This window comes from Rhodococcus sp. EPR-147 (assembly GCF_001647185.1).
GTDB lineage: Bacteria > Actinomycetota > Actinomycetes > Mycobacteriales > Mycobacteriaceae > Rhodococcoides.
The window spans coordinates 1-14346 of record NZ_LVCU01000435.1 but is presented as its reverse complement, the minus strand read 5'-3'; the positions used below and the strand labels follow the sequence as shown (position 1 = coordinate 14346).

The window sequence follows — 14346 nt, the reverse complement described above, 5'->3', positions numbered from 1 at the left end:
GATCCTGGCACTCTCGGTGGGTCCGCCTCCGACCCACAAGATCTGGGCTGCAGAACAGGGTTACACCTTTCCGCTGCTGTCGGACTTCTGGCCGCACGGCGAGGTTGCTCAGGCGTACGGCGTGTTCAACGACAGCGCCGGATTCGCCAATCGTGGAACGTTCGTGGTCGACAAATCCGGAATCATCAGGTTCGCCGAAATGAACGGACCCGGCGAGGCTCGCGACAGTTCTTCGTGGGCCGAGGCTCTCGCACAGGTGAGCTGACCTGCGGAATTGTAGTTGGAGATCAGACACGATAAATTTCTCCAAGCGTTCCGGTGGCCCGGGGTTGTCCCCAGGCCACCGGTACTCGGGCGTATAGCTCAGCGGTAGAGCTCTGGTTTTACACACCAGCGGTCGGGGGTTCGAACCCCTCTGCGCCCACCGTCTTCCGATACGCGGCTCGCCGGGACCCCGCACAACGCGCCCGATGCTCCTCTGGCAGCCGTTCATCCGCGCCGAAGAGTGTGTGGCTGGGTTCAGCCGTGGTGTTACGTTCGACCCGCACCCGACGACACCGACACGAGGCGGACGATGTGACCCGGTACGACGCACTGACAGAACTTCTCGACGAGAGGTATTCGTGCCGGCAGTTCCTGCCGAAGCAGGTCTCGCGTGAGGTACTCGAACAGTTACTGTCTGCCGCCCGGCGCACACCTTCTTGGTCCAACACCCAGTCGTGGCAGATCATCGTGACCGAAGGCAATGCCACCCGGAAGTTCTCCGACGCTTTGGTGGAGCACGTGGCGTCCGGTGTGCCGCAACCGGATTTTCCGTTCCCAGCCAACTACAACGCTGTGCACCGCGCGCGCAGACGCGAATGCGGTGGCGCGCTGTACGAAAGCATCGGCGTGGTCAAGTCCGACACCGAGGCGACGACGCGTCAATTCATTCGCAATTACGAGCTGTTCGACGCCCCGCACGCGGCCATCATCACCACCGACGCCGATCTGGGTGTGTACGGCGCGGTCGACTGCGGTTTGTATCTGCAGACTTTTCTGCTGGCCGCGCAGAGTCTCGGTCTCGGAGCGATCGCACAAGCAGCCCTCGCCGCGTACTCACCGTTTCTGCACGAGTGGTTCGACATCCCGGACACTCGAAAAGTGGTGGCCGGCATCTCCTTCGGCTACCCGGACGAGACGCACTCGGTCAACGGATTCCGTACCAGCCGAGCCCCTTTGGACGAGACGGTCACGTTCGTCGGGAGCTGACATCGTCGAGCGCTCCCGACTGCGACGGCAGTCCGTCGGCGACTCGGCTGCCGGTCCGCAATCCGCCGTAGGTCTTCTGCCGGATGGTCGCGAGGGTGATCATGCCGATCACGGCCGAGCCTATGACGAAGTAGGCGGGTGAAACCGAGCTTCCGGTGCGGTCGATCAGCCACGTCGCAATGTAGGCAGCGGTCCCACCGGTCGCGATCGTCGCAATGTTGAAGCCGAGAGCGACGCCGGTCAATCGAACTCGCGAGTCGAACAACGACGGGAACAGGGGAGCGGTTGCCGTCTGGATCAAGGGTGTGCCTACCGCGAAGAACATGAAAGCAATTGCAGCAACGAACAACCCGTGACCACTCATCATCGACATTGCCGGGTACGCGAGCAGTGCCGAGGCGAGCAATCCGCTGGCCAGCACACGAACGCTGCCGAACCGATCTACCAGCAACCCGGCGAGCGGCATGGACGCCGCGACGAGCACGATCACACCGGCCGCAGTCCAGGTGACCGAACTCTGACTGAATCCACCTTCGCGCACCAAATGGATGCCGATGTAGGTGAGCACCATGTATCCGGTCGCGTTCTGAGCCACACCCAGTCCGAAGACCTGCAAAACCTGCTTGGGGTGAGTGCGAAGCAGTTCGGTCAACGGTGCCTTCGCGACTTCGTTTTCCGCGACTGCGTTGACGAACTGCGGGGTGTCTTCGATTCGAGTTCGGGTCCAGAGGCAGAACAGCACCAGTGGGATGCCGAGCAGGAACGGAATTCGCCAGCCCCAGCTGGTCATTTGTGCATCGGTGGTGAGAGTGGAGGTGACGGCCACGGCGATGGCCGCGAGTGCGAAACCGCTGTTGCTACCCAATGCGACGAAAGATGCGCCGAGCCCCTTGCGTTTTTCGCCGACCGTCTCGTAGACGTATGTGAGCGCGCCGCCGAGTTCGCCACCGGCAGAGAAGCCCTGAACCAGACGGGCTATGACCAGCAGGATCGGCGCGAGAACCCCCGCGTTCTCGTAGGTGGGGAGGAAGGCCATCAGCGCACTGCCGACGCCCATGAGCAGTACCGAGAACAACAATGCGCGCTTGCGGCCGTGGCGGTCACCGAGGCGGCCGAAGAAGATTCCGCCGATCGGACGCATCAGGTAGGCAGATGCGAAGACGGCCAGACTGGCGAGTAACGACGCCGTCGGGTCGTCGCCGGGGAAGAACAATGGGCTGACGACCACCGCGAGGTAGGCGTAGACGGTGAGGTCGTAGTACTCGACGATGGTGCCGACGGTGGCAGCGAGTACGCCACGGCGTCTGGTCTGCTCCGGGGTTCGGATGGTGGCCACGGACTGCTCCGATTCTGTGTGCGACGGCGACGAGGGGGCGAGATCTGCGCGTGTCGTCACACCGTAACCGGTAAAATGTGTACATACTTCGAAATAGTGAACAAGAATTAAAGTAACTATCGCGCGGACGACGTAGCTGCCGGTGAACCGGTTGAGAGGTGTTCGCGCGCAGAGTTTTCGGTGGCATCAGCGGGCATGAACGCGACTATGGTCCACGCCGATTGCGCTACCGCCACGAGGGCAACCCGAGCCCGCAAGGGAGTGGAGCGGTCGTGCCGGGAGGTTCAGTGTCGGAGCGAGTCGATCAGCGCACGCGCCACATCCGTCCCCGAACGCCAGGCGCTCTCCACCCTGGGCACTCCGGCTTCGCACCATTGATCGCCTGCCAAACCGACGAAGCGTCCGTCCTGTTGCTGCAACGCGAAGTTCGAATCGTGCTGCGTCGCAGGCTTGGCGAATGTCCATCGATGAGCGTGACTCCACGCGGGTGCCGCCGAGACGACGGACAATTCGCGCAGGGCGTCGAGAACCGGGGCGATCGCACCATCGGGATCGTCGAGATGCTGCTGAGCTCGTTCCGACGTGGTGTGCGCAACCAGAACCGGCGCGCCGTCGCCGCGGCGTGCACCGTCGTCGACGACAAAATCGATATCAGGATGATCGTTGACGAACGCCGCATCGCGGAAGGGGATGTCGAGCCCGTCGAACCCACACGCCACCGCGATGACAGGAACGTAATCGACGGCATCGGGGACGGCGATCAGTCGCGCCGCCTGCGGATCCGGCATCGCGACTACGACATGGCCGTCGGGCAATTCGGTCAGCTCGGTGGAATACTCGATGTCGAAGCCCTCGAGCATGTTTCGTACCAGCGATCGCAGCCCGTTCGGGGTAGCCCAGCGAACGGGTCCGGTCGTTGTGCACGGGGCTGTTGCGGGCTTGAGGATGCCGAACGTGTTGGCCCACTGGCGCGCCAACCCAGCCGACTCCCAATCGGCAACCACGGTCGAGAATTCCTGATCACGAACGGTGAAGTAACCGGCGCCCAGGTCGACGCGACGGCCGTGCAACTCCGGCGACGACATCCGCCCGCCCGGAGCTCGGCCTCGGTCGACGATGCGGAACGGCACGCCTGCGTCGCGGAGAACCCGCGCGCAGGCCGCGCCGGCCATGCCCGCACCGACGATGGTGACCGGATCGGTGATGCTGTCCGCTTCGGAGTTCATGCGTCCAGTATGCCCGGATTCACGCGAATATCTCTGTACCACCGGCTGTCTGGACATAACGGTCACCCGCTGCGTCCGCGTTCACATTGTGTTCGACTATAGGGATGGCCATTACGGAGAAGCCGGACACCGGCGAGAACGGACTCGGTACCAGCCTCAAACCACGGCACGTGACGATGATTTCGATAGCCGGAGTCATCGGCGCGGGATTGTTCGTGGGTTCGGCCAACGCCATCGCGACGGCAGGCCCGGCGGTGCTGCTGGCGTACCTGTTCGCGGGAACACTCGTGATTCTGGTGATGCGCATGCTGGGGGAGATGGCAACGGCCAATCCCGACACCGGCTCGTTCTCCACGTATGCCACACGCGCACTCGGACATTGGGCCGGATTCTCGGTCGGGTGGCTCTACTGGTGGTTCTGGGTGTTGGTGATCCCGGTCGAAGCCACCGCGGCAGCGTCGATTCTCACCAACTGGCTCGGCGGAGCCCAGTGGATGTGGGCACTGCTCATCGTCATTGCCCTCACCGCGACCAATCTGATCAGCGTCGGCAACTACGGCGAATTCGAGTTCTGGTTCGCGCTGGTGAAGGTGGTGGCGATCATCGCGTTCATCGGCCTCGGAATCGCGGCCATCCTGGGATGGCTACCCGATTCGGAAGTCAGTGGTGTGGACCAACTCTGGGCCTCGGGCGGATTCATGCCCCTCGGGTTCGGCGCGGTGATCGCGGCCATGCTCACCACGATGTTCTCGTTCATGGGTTCGGAAATCGTCACCATCGCCGCCGCCGAATCCAAGGACCCGGCAAAGGGAATCACCCGCGCCACCAACTCGGTGATCTGGCGAATCTCGATCTTCTACTTCGGCTCCATCTTCGTCATCGTCGCTTTGGTGCCCTGGAACGAACTGGACCCCAATACGGGCTCGTACCAATTCGTGCTGTCCAAGATGGGAATTCCGCACGCCGAGACCATCATGGACATCGTCATCCTGACTGCCGTCGCGTCGTGCCTGAACTCTGCGCTCTACACCGCGTCGCGCATGCTGTATTCGCTCGGCGACCGAGGCGACGCACCCAGGGCGGTCAAGAAGATCACCACGAACGGGGTGCCGTGGATCGCGGTGATCGCCTCGATGGTTCTCGGCTTCCTCGCCGTGATCGGAAACTACATCCTGCCCGAGAAGCTCTTCACCTACCTGCTGGCGACCCCCGGGGCCGTCGCCCTGTTCGTCTACCTCGCCATCGCCAGCAGCCAGCTGGTGCTACGGCGTCAACTCGACCGCGACGACGAACGCCCTGCCGTTCGGATGTGGCTGTACCCGTGGTTGACCTACCTGGCCATCGGGTTCATCGTGTTCGTCCTGGTGATGATGGTGGTGCGGCCGGAGCAGCGGTCGTCGATCCTGCTCTCGGCCGTCCTCGCCGCAGTGACCGTGATCGGCGGAATTCTGGTGCAACGCCGAAATACGCGGCGCGACACTGTTGCCGCCCGCGCATCGGAGTGAGTGCGACTAGATTCCCGCGTACACCTGCCGGTACAGATCGACGATCTGTTCGGCGGTCGGCACGATTGGATTGTTGCCCGGGCTGCCGGACGCGAGTGCCTGCTCGGCCATGAGCGGCAACAGGTCGTCCCATTTCGCCTTGTCGATACCGAAGGTTTCCGGCGTCGGCACCTCCACCTCACGGCACAGTGTGACGATCGCATCCTGCAACTTGCCACCGGCAACCTGATCGGAATCGCTTTCCGACGCCGCGCCCAGAGCGCGTGCGCAGTCGGCATAGCGCGCCTGTGCCCCGTCGATCGAGAATGCGGTGACGGCAGGCAACAGCATCGCATTGGAAAGCCCATGTGCAACATGGAAATGCGCCCCGATGGGACGACTCATCCCGTGCACCAGGCAGACGCTCGCATTGGAGAAGGCCATTCCCGCCTGCGTCGAGGCATGCATCATCGCCTCGCGCGCCTGCCGGTCGCCGCCGTCCCGATACGCCCGCAGCAATGACGTCCCGATCGTGCGAATCGCACTGAGCGCCAAACCGTCGGAGATGGGGTTGGCCTTTTTGCTGACGTACGCCTCGATGGCGTGGGTGAGAGCATCGACACCGGTGTCGGCCGTCAGGCGCGCCGGCATCGACATCGTCAACTCGAAGTCGATGATCGAGGCGATCGGCAGAAACGACAGCCCGGGGCACAACATCTTTTCGTCCGAGGCGACGTCGGTGATGATGGTGAACTGAGTTGCCTCCGAACCACTTCCGGCCGTGGTGGGGATTGCGATGATCGGAAGTGCCGGGCCGGTCGACAGCACGGGAGCTTTGAAGTCCCGCATCGTGCCGCCCTGCACCGCGAGGATGGCCAACGCCTTGGCCGTGTCCATCGGACTGCCACCGCCGAACCCGATGATCGAATCGGCCGAATGCTGCTGCACTGCGTCGAGACCGGCGACCAACGAATCGGTCGTCGGATCCGGAACGGTGCCCGAGAACAATGCAGGCGTCTTACCGGCCTCGGTCATGATCTTCATCAAACGATCCGCCGAGCCGTTGCCGGCCATGAACGCATCGGTGACGAGCAACGGCCGTGACACGTCGAGGTCGGTCAGAACCGTCCCCAGATCCTCGACGGCACCGCCGCCGAGCTTGAGGAACCGAGGAAACGAAATATTGGCAACCATGGGTGTGCTCCTTAGCGCTGTGGACCCATGTGCGCGGAAATTCGTAACCTGCTACGAAGTTCCGCGCACATGCGTCAGCTCTGTTTCTGGGCTCAGCTGTTTTCGGGGAAGCCGAGGTTGATGCCGCCGTGGCTGGGGTCGAGCCAGCGACTGGTGACGGCTTTGCCGCGAGTGAAGAAGTGGACACCCTCGGTGCCGTGGGCGTGGCTGTCGCCGAAGAGGGAGTTCTTCCAGCCACCGAAGCTGTAGTACGCCATGGGAACCGGGATGGGCACGTTGATGCCGACCATGCCGACCTCCACCTCGTTCTGGAAGCGGCGGGCAGCCCCACCGTCGTTGGTGAAGATGGCGGTGCCGTTGCCGTACGGGTTCTCGTTGATCAGTCGAAGCGCGTCGTCGTAGGTCTCGACGCGGACGACCGAGAGGACCGGTCCGAAGATCTCGTCGGTGTAGACGCTCATGTCGGGAGTCACGTTGTCGATGAGGGTGGGGCCGAGCCAGAAACCGTCGGTGCCACCGTCGGGCTGGACGGTGCGTCCGTCGACGACGAGGGTGGCTCCGGCTGCTTCGCCTGCATCGACGTACGAGGCGACCTTGTCACGGTGGGCCTTGGTGACGAGTGGACCCATGTCTGCCCCTCGGGTGCCGTCGCCGGTGACCAGCGGGGTGGTGCGTTCGGCGATCTTCGCGACCAGTTCGTCGGCGACGTTCCCGACGGCCACGAGTGCGGAGATGGCCATACAGCGTTCGCCTGCGGAGCCGAAGCCTGCGTTGACCATGGCGTCGGCGGCGAGGTCGAGATCTGCATCGGGGAGTACGACGGCGTGGTTCTTGGCACCGCCGAGGGCTTGGACGCGCTTTCCGTGTGCGGTGCCGGTGGAGTAGACGTACTGGGCGATGGGGGTGGAGCCGACGAAGGAGATCGACTTGATCTTCTTGTTCTCGAGGAGTTCGTCGACGGCAACCTTGTCGCCTTGGAGGACGTTGAACACCCCGTCGGGCAGACCGGCCTCGGCCCAGAGCCGGGCGAGCCAGATACTCGCGCTCGGGTCTTTCTCCGAGGGCTTGAGTACCACGGTGTTGCCGGCCGCGATGGCGATGGGGAAGAACCACATCGGGACCATGGCCGGAAAGTTGAAGGGGGAAATGATGCCGACCGGTCCGAGCGGCTGGCGGATGGAGTAGACATCCACGCCGGTCGAGGCATTCTCGGTGTATCCGCCCTTGAGCAGATGCGCCATGCCGCAGGCAAATTCGACGACTTCCTGGCCACGAGAGATCTCACCGAGGGCGTCGGAGAGCACCTTTCCGTGCTCGGAGGTGATGATCTCGGCAAGCTCGTTCTTCCTCGCGTTCAACAATTCTCGAAACGAGAACAAGATCGATGTGCGCTTGGCGAGGGAGGTGTCACGCCACGCCGGGAATGCGGCTGCAGCGGCGTCGATGACCGCCCGGGCGTCGCCCTGATCGGCCAGGGTGAGCGCGCCGGTGACCTCACCGGTCGCGGGATTCGTGACGGGCGCGGTTCGGTCGGAGGTGCCGGAATAGGTCTTTCCATCGAGCCAGTGCGCAATGACGTCGGTCAACGTTCGATCCTTCCATCGGTGTGTTCCGAGTCTCACTTGTAAGGATGCACATGTCAAAGGCCAAAACCGCAGATCGCTGTGCAGAAATGCACACCGGCGATAGTCTCGGTGGGTGTTCAACGCAGACCACCTCCGCTACTTCCTCGAAGTGTCGAGGACCGGGCGTTTGACCGACGCCGCGCACACTCTCGGTGTGGACCACACCACCGTCGGTCGGCGCATCACCGCGCTCGAGAAATCGGCCGGTCAACGCCTGTTCGACAGAACGCCGACGGGTTGGCGACTCACCGAGGCGGGTCGACGCCTCGTCGGATATGCCGAGACCGTCGAATCGACACTCATCGCCGCCTTCGAGGATCAGACCTCCGACACCGGCACACTGCGAGGGACCGTTCGCATCGCAGCCCCGGACGGGTTCGGAGCGTTCGTTCTGACACCGAAACTGGGGCTGCTCAGAGACAAGCACCCCGACCTCGACATCGAATTGGTCACCGCCACCGAGCACAACTCGTTGGCCACCAGGGAATTCGACATCGCAATCACGTTGGAGCGGCCGTCGCCGCGATTCGTGGTGACTCGCAGGTTGGCCACGTACTCCCTCGGGCTCTACGCTGCCGCCGAGTATCTCGCCGCGACGTCGCCCATCGACACCGTCGAGGATCTACGAGAACACACGCTGATCTCGTACGTCGACGCGTTGCTCGATGTGGCACCGCTGCGAATCCTGGATGCGATTCTGCCGGAGGGCCGCGCGCAGATTCAGACCAACAACATCACCGGGCAGTGGATCGCGGCGAGATCCGGGGTGGGAATTGCGCCCTTGCCCAGCTACATCGGTGAGCCCGACGAGGCCCTCGCGTCGGTGTTGCCCGGCGTCGTCTCGGTCGAGCGGACGTATTGGACGGTGGTGCCGCGAGAGCTGACCGGTCTGGCGCGGGTGAAGGCCGTCGACGAATTCCTGCGGTCGGTCGTGACCGACGAACAACATCTCTTTCCTGTGTCGCAGTAACGACGCGAGAAGTGCACAGTCCGAGAGTGCCGGTGGCCGTTGATATTTGGACGTTTCGATGAGACGCGCGTCTCGTGATGACGGACACACGTGACGCCGACCTCAAAGAAGTGGGAAACAGTGAAGATAGGGGTAACAATCTGTTACAGACACATCCGCGGACGCGGATCCACTCGAGATTCTGGGGGAATCATGACACTGTTCGTAATGGCAACGGTCGGCTTCGTCGGTATGGCAATCGCACTGCTCAACGACGGAAGCGACATGAATTTCCGTGGCCGCCAGTTGGCGGGCGCGTACCGCCAGCGCTGAGTCCGGCATACCGAATTCCTGCGCCGGGTGCACAGTTGGCAAGATTCGTGGGATGTGGACACACCCCCGAGCGATCGGCTTACTGGTCGGCTACGGCCTCGATCGAGTGTTCGCAGACCCACAACGCTGGCACCCGGTGGCAGGATTCGGCACCACGGCGCTGCGCGTCGAACACGTCCTCTATCGCGATAGTCGGACGCTGGGCGTCGTCCACGCAGTCACGCTGATCGGCTCGGTGACCGCACTCGGCGTCGGGTCGAACCGCGTGGCCGTTCGTGTGGGTGCACCCGCCGAGGTCGCTCTGGTCGCGGCCGCTACCTGGGCCGCCCTCGGTGGCACGTCCCTGTCGAAGGTGGGTCGGCAGATGGCGGACCAGCTCGACAACAACGACCTCGCGAGCGCACGCGCACTGCTGCCGTCACTGTGCGGTCGGGATCCGGAACCACTCGACTCCGACGGCCTCGCGCGCGCCGCACTGGAGTCCATCGCGGAGAACACCTCCGACGCGACCGTCGGAGTGCTGGTGTGGGGAGCACTGGCCGGGGTCCCGGGAATTCTGGCCTACCGAGCGAGCAACACGCTCGACGCGATGGTCGGCTACCGGTCTCCGAAGTATCTGCGTTTCGGTTGGGCCGCAGCGCGAATCGACGACGTTCTGAACCTGCTACCGGCTCGCGTCACCGGTGTGGCGACGGTTGTCGCAGCGCCCTCGGTGCAGGGATCGCCCGCCCGAGCCCTGAAGATGTGGCGACGCGACGCCGCGCAGCACCCCAGCCCCAACGCCGGTGTTGCGGAGGCGTCGGCTGCCGGGGCACTGGGGCTGCAGCTCGGCGGCAGAACGCAGTACCGTCACGGCATCGAGATCAGGCCGACACTCGGTGACGGCCACTCGCCGACCGCACGCGATCTTCGTCGATCGGTGGCACTGTCGAGCCGAGTGCAGGAACTGTCCGCGGTCGCGTCAGCGATTCTTGCCGTAGCGATCGGCCAGGCGAGGATCCGACGGCGTCGTCGGGCGTGACGCCGCGCGCGCCTTTGCCCGCTTCTCGCGGCGGGTGGGCAGCGTGAATTCTTCTTCCTCGTCCGGTCCGGCCTTGTCCTCCGGCTCGGGCTCGGTCTCCGGCTCGCCGGACATCGCATTCGCGAGCTCGGCACGCGAATTGCGGCGTTCGCGTATCTCCGCCCGAGCGAAATACGCCAGACCCAGCGGTGCCATGATGCCGAACGCCAGCCATTGCAGACCGTAGGACAGATAGGGGCCCGCGTCGGTCTGCGGTAGCTCGATCAAGCCGAGACCGCCCGGCTGAGCGTCGTCGAGCTGTAGGTATCCGTCGATGGCGTCGACTCCGACCGCCGCGCCGATCTGTTCCGGATTGATGTTGTAGACCTGCAGCCGGCCGTCGTCCTCGACGGGCTCGCGCGAGGTGCCCTCGGCTTGGCGTACCCGTGCGTTCAGCGTCACTTCACCGGCGGGTGCCGCCTCGAACTCGGGCGCTCTGGTTCCCTCCACCGGCAACACGTACCCGCGATTGACGAGCACAGTGGGCCCGCCGTCGATCACGAACGGGGTGATGACCTCGTATGCGGGCTGATCGCGGATGCTGCGCAGTCGCACCAGCACGTCGGAATCGGTGACATAGGCCCCGGAGGCGATGACCCGACGCCACTCGTCCTCGGCCGGAAACCCGTTTGCGGTGAGAACGTCGGAGATCGGCACCGGATCCGCGTCGACGGATCGGGTGATCAGATCGTTGCGCGCGGACGTCGAGGTGTTCTTCCCCAACTGCCACGGAGCGAGCACGCTGAAGCACAGGAACGCGAAGGCCAGCACCACCGCAGCCAGCACCAACCATTTGGGTCGCAGCAAGAACGCTAACTTTCGCACTCCACCACGGTAGCCGGGTCAGCGAGAGAGTCGAGACCGTGCCCAGTCCAGCATGCCGGGAACGGCACTTTCGATTTGCTCGCGCACCTCGGTGAACGCCGAATCGGAGGAGTAGTACGGATCGGCCACCGAGGAGTCGTCGGCATCGGGATCGAACGACCGCAGCAAGGCGACGCGATCTGCCGGAGCGCCGAGCTGCAGCAGGGCGCGGGCGTGGCCGGAGTCGAGGGCGACGATCAGATCTGCCGCCAGGTGATCCGGTCCTACCTGCGCTGCCTCGTGTTCGCTGTCGTATCCGTGGGCATCGAGCTCGGCGACGGTGCGTGGATCTGCGCCGTCGCCCACGTGCCAACCGCCGGTCCCGGCACTCGAGACGCGCACCGCGTCGCCCAGACCGGCGTCGCGCAGATGCCCGGCGAAGACCTTCTCGGCCATCGGCGACCGGCAGATGTTGCCGGTGCACACGAAGGTCACATGCAGTGGCTCGTTCACTGCACGGCCGCCGTGTTCTGCTCCAGCACGGTGGCCAGTTCGTCCATGCTCGACGCGGTGAACGCGGCGTCGGCACTCTCGCCGTCGACGCCGTAGCCCCACTCCACGAACACCGTGGGAATGCCGAATCGAGCGGCACCGTGCACATCGTGATCCCGATCACCGATCATGATCACCCCGGACGTGCCGCCGTCCGCGGATTCCACCGGCTCGATGCCGAGGTTGGTCAGCGAATGCGCGATCACATCGGACTTCGCCCGTCGGGTGCCGTCGTTGCTGGCCCCGCCGATGAACTCGAAGTACCGCGACAGACCGAAGTGGTCCAGAATCCGGACGGCGAATCGCTCCGACTTCGATGTCGCCACACCGAGCCGTACGCCGCGATCCTGCAACCGCGTCAACACCGTCTCGATGCCGTCGAACGCGGTGTTCTCGGCCCAGCCACGCTCGTCGTAGCGCTGGAAGTACGCTGCCAGGGCGCGCTGCGCCGCATCCTCGTCCAGGCCGAGCCCGCGCAGCGTGTCGATCAGGGGTGGTCCGACGACCATCGACAGTTGTTCCTCGGTCGGTTCGGGAGCCTCGACCGACGCCAATGCATGACGAAAACCGGCATGAATTCCCGGTGCGGAATCGGTCAACGTCCCATCGAGATCGAACAGGACAACGGACGCGAGAGCATCGACAGACATGGCCCGAGCCTATCGGTGCGGGCTGTTCGACGAAGGCGCGGCTACGCTCGTCGCGATGTCCGACACAGCTGCCGATCCCGATGCGCTACTCCGTCACCACGGCGACGTCGAGGTCGATTCCGGATTCGTCGACTTCGCCGTCAACGTGCGGGGCGACGGACCGCCGGCATGGCTTCGCGATCGGCTGGCTGCGGCACTGAATTCGCTGGGTTCATACCCGAGCAAGGCCGCCGACAAGGCCGCACGAGAACAGGTGGCCGAACACCACGGCCGATCACCGGACGAGGTGCTGCTGCTCAGCGGCGGGGCCGAGGGTTTCTCGATGCTGCCGCGGCTGGAGCCTCAGCTCGTAGCGACGATCCACCCGTCGTTCACCGAGCCCGACTGGGTACTGGAGCAGGCGGGCATTCCGGTGCACCGAGTAATCCTGCCGCCGCCCTTCGAGCTCGATCCGACGCTCGTGCCCGACGCCGCCGACATGGTGATCATCGGCAACCCGACCAACCCGACATCGGTTCTGCACCCGAGCGAGGCGGTCCTGAGTCTGCGCGGACCCAGGCGCACGCTGGTGATCGACGAGGCCTTCGCCGACGCAGTGCTGGGGGCTGGGGAATCTGTCGCCTCACAGAGCCTGGACGACGTGCTGGTGCTGCGCAGCCTGACGAAGACGTGGGCGCTGGCGGGATTGCGATGCGGATATGCGCTGGGCCACCCCGACGTCCTCGCGAGGCTGCAACACGGCCGCGCGCACTGGCCGCTGGGGAGCCTGCAGCTCGAAGCGATCCGCGCCTGTACCGAACCGTTCGCCGTCGATCGGGCACGCGCCGAGTCCGAGCGAATCCACCGCGAACGCACCGCGATGATCCCGCGACTCGAGGCTCTGGGACTCGACGTCACCGGACCCGCCCGCGCGCCGTTCCTGCTGCTGCGCGTCGACGGAGCCGATTCGGTTCGAGAACGCCTGCGCACGATGGGTATCGCGGTGCGGCGCGCAGACACGTTCCCGGGGCTCGACCGTCACCACCTGCGCGTCGCGGTACGGGACTCGCAGCAGGTCGACATACTGGTGGACGCGTTGAACACCGTTCTGTGAGGAGAGCATCGAACATGGCAGTGACACTGGCGGACGTCATCGAGGTACTCGACGACGCGTACCCACCCCGTCTGGCGGAAAGCTGGGACTCGGTGGGCCTGGTGTGCGGAGATCCCGAAGCTGTTGTGCAGCAGGTCGTGTACACCGTCGACGTCACCGACGCCGTGGTCGACGACGCCATCGCTCGGGGTGCCGATCTCATCGTCGCCCACCATCCCTTACTGCTCAAAGGCGTCGACACCGTCGCGGCCGACACCGCGAAGGGCTCGGTGATCCATCGCCTGATCAAGGCCGACTGCGCGCTGTTCACCGCCCACACCAACGCCGACTCCGCCGATCCCGGTGTCTCCGACGCGCTCGCGTCCGCCCTCGGCGTGATCGACACCAGACCGCTCGATCCCATTCCTGCTCCCGCACATGACAAGTGGGTGGTCTTCGTGCCGACCTCCGACTCGGCCGCGGTGCGACAGGCCATGTTCGACGCCGGAGCCGGACAGATCGGCGATTACAGCGAAGCCAGCTGGCAGAGCGCGGGTCTCGGCCAGTTCCGTCCGGGTCCGAACGCACACCCGACCCTCGGTGTTGCCGGAGAGGTGCACACCGAGGCGGAGGATCGAATCGAAGTCGTTGCTCCGAAAGGACTACGTGCTGAGGTGCTTTCGGCAATGCGTCGGGCACACCCGTACGAGGAGCCCGCGTTCGACGTCTTCGAATCCGCGGCTCTATCGTCGTGCACCGGCCTGGGTCGCATCGGTCGACTGCCGAATCCGATGACCCTCGCCGAATTCA

Annotated in this window: 14 protein-coding genes and 1 tRNA gene; 8 read left to right on the top strand and 7 right to left on the bottom strand. The window is 64.5% G+C overall.

What is annotated here, in order from left to right:
• The 3 genes from A2J02_RS19030 to A2J02_RS19020 form a co-directional block, all read left to right on the top strand.
• A partial coding sequence (locus A2J02_RS19030) for a redoxin domain-containing protein (RefSeq protein WP_156516300.1) occupies nucleotides 1-265 on the top strand: 265 nt, incomplete at its 5' end.
• A gap of 87 nt (nucleotides 266-352) precedes the next feature.
• Nucleotides 353-424, top strand: a tRNA-Val gene (locus A2J02_RS19025).
• A 152-nt stretch (nucleotides 425-576) separates the two neighbouring features.
• Complete coding sequence (locus tag A2J02_RS19020) at nucleotides 577-1251, top strand: nitroreductase (protein WP_068052222.1); 675 nt, start codon at nucleotides 577-579, stop codon at nucleotides 1249-1251.
• Here the strand turns inward: A2J02_RS19020 and A2J02_RS19015 are convergent.
• Together A2J02_RS19015 and A2J02_RS19010 are read right to left on the bottom strand one after the other, a co-directional pair.
• A complete protein-coding gene (locus tag A2J02_RS19015; RefSeq protein ID WP_094640410.1) occupies nucleotides 1232-2587 on the bottom strand; it encodes an MFS transporter in 1356 nt (451 codons plus the stop codon). The two genes, A2J02_RS19020 and A2J02_RS19015, sit on opposite strands and share 20 nt — an antisense overlap.
• 284 nt (nucleotides 2588-2871) lie before the next feature.
• Nucleotides 2872-3813: an NAD(P)/FAD-dependent oxidoreductase gene (locus tag A2J02_RS19010; RefSeq protein WP_068052213.1), complete on the bottom strand. Its 942-nt coding sequence runs from the start codon at nucleotides 3811-3813 to the stop codon at nucleotides 2872-2874.
• A gap of 104 nt (nucleotides 3814-3917) precedes the next feature.
• Between A2J02_RS19010 and A2J02_RS19005 the strand changes: the two genes are divergently transcribed.
• Nucleotides 3918-5318: an amino acid permease gene (locus tag A2J02_RS19005; protein WP_068052210.1), complete on the top strand. Its 1401-nt coding sequence runs from the start codon at nucleotides 3918-3920 to the stop codon at nucleotides 5316-5318.
• Nucleotides 5319-5324: 6 nt separating this feature from the next.
• Here A2J02_RS19005 and A2J02_RS19000 read toward each other — a convergent pair whose 3' ends face one another.
• Together A2J02_RS19000 and A2J02_RS18995 are read right to left on the bottom strand one after the other, a co-directional pair.
• Nucleotides 5325-6491: an iron-containing alcohol dehydrogenase gene (locus A2J02_RS19000; RefSeq protein ID WP_068052207.1), complete on the bottom strand. Its 1167-nt coding sequence runs from the start codon at nucleotides 6489-6491 to the stop codon at nucleotides 5325-5327.
• Nucleotides 6492-6583: 92 nt separating this feature from the next.
• Nucleotides 6584-8077 (bottom strand): CoA-acylating methylmalonate-semialdehyde dehydrogenase, encoded by a 1494-nt coding sequence (locus A2J02_RS18995; RefSeq protein ID WP_068052203.1) that lies wholly within the window; start codon nucleotides 8075-8077, stop codon nucleotides 6584-6586.
• A gap of 112 nt (nucleotides 8078-8189) precedes the next feature.
• Between A2J02_RS18995 and A2J02_RS18990 the strand changes: the two genes are divergently transcribed.
• Both A2J02_RS18990 and A2J02_RS18985 read left to right on the top strand, forming a co-directional pair.
• Nucleotides 8190-9086: a LysR family transcriptional regulator gene (locus A2J02_RS18990; protein WP_068052199.1), complete on the top strand. Its 897-nt coding sequence runs from the start codon at nucleotides 8190-8192 to the stop codon at nucleotides 9084-9086.
• Between the two features lie 364 nt (nucleotides 9087-9450).
• Nucleotides 9451-10419, top strand: a complete 969-nt coding sequence (locus A2J02_RS18985) for a cobalamin biosynthesis protein (protein ID WP_068052196.1) — start codon at nucleotides 9451-9453, stop codon at nucleotides 10417-10419.
• Here the strand turns inward: A2J02_RS18985 and A2J02_RS18980 are convergent.
• The 3 genes from A2J02_RS18980 to A2J02_RS18970 are packed head-to-tail and all read right to left on the bottom strand — an operon-like array spanning nucleotide 10360 to nucleotide 12464.
• The gene (locus A2J02_RS18980; protein WP_068052193.1) at nucleotides 10360-11283 is read right to left on the bottom strand and encodes an SURF1 family cytochrome oxidase biogenesis protein; all 924 of its coding nucleotides are present in this window, start codon (nucleotides 11281-11283) and stop codon (nucleotides 10360-10362) included. The genes A2J02_RS18985 and A2J02_RS18980 overlap by 60 nt on opposite strands.
• 18 nt (nucleotides 11284-11301) lie before the next feature.
• The gene (locus tag A2J02_RS18975; RefSeq protein WP_179272133.1) at nucleotides 11302-11775 is read right to left on the bottom strand and encodes a low molecular weight protein-tyrosine-phosphatase; all 474 of its coding nucleotides are present in this window, start codon (nucleotides 11773-11775) and stop codon (nucleotides 11302-11304) included.
• Nucleotides 11772-12464, bottom strand: a complete 693-nt coding sequence (locus A2J02_RS18970) for an HAD-IA family hydrolase (RefSeq protein ID WP_068052192.1) — start codon at nucleotides 12462-12464, stop codon at nucleotides 11772-11774. Before A2J02_RS18970 ends, A2J02_RS18975 begins: the two co-directional genes overlap by 4 nt.
• A 55-nt stretch (nucleotides 12465-12519) precedes the next feature.
• Here A2J02_RS18970 and cobC point away from each other — a divergent pair, with 55 nt between their 5' ends.
• Nucleotides 12520-13557: an Rv2231c family pyridoxal phosphate-dependent protein CobC gene (gene cobC / locus A2J02_RS18965; protein ID WP_068052223.1), complete on the top strand. Its 1038-nt coding sequence runs from the start codon at nucleotides 12520-12522 to the stop codon at nucleotides 13555-13557.
• 14 nt (nucleotides 13558-13571) lie between these two features.
• Nucleotides 13572-14346: Nif3-like dinuclear metal center hexameric protein (locus tag A2J02_RS18960; protein ID WP_068052187.1), on the top strand; the 775-nt coding region annotated here is incomplete at its 3' end.

Bases quoted from the DNA above. Each gene is read 5' to 3' on its own strand.
- A2J02_RS19010 (WP_068052213.1), bottom strand. From the start codon at position 3,813: ATGAACTCCGAAGCGGACAGCATCACCGATCCGGTCACCATCGTCGGT.
- A2J02_RS19005 (WP_068052210.1), top strand. From the start codon at position 3,918: ATGGCCATTACGGAGAAGCCGGACACCGGCGAGAACGGACTCGGTACC.
- A2J02_RS19000 (WP_068052207.1), bottom strand. From the start codon at position 6,491: ATGGTTGCCAATATTTCGTTTCCTCGGTTCCTCAAGCTCGGCGGCGGT.
- A2J02_RS18985 (WP_068052196.1), top strand. From the start codon at position 9,451: ATGTGGACACACCCCCGAGCGATCGGCTTACTGGTCGGCTACGGCCTC.
- A2J02_RS18970 (WP_068052192.1), bottom strand. From the start codon at position 12,464: ATGTCTGTCGATGCTCTCGCGTCCGTTGTCCTGTTCGATCTCGATGGG.
- cobC (WP_068052223.1), top strand. From the start codon at position 12,520: ATGTCCGACACAGCTGCCGATCCCGATGCGCTACTCCGTCACCACGGC.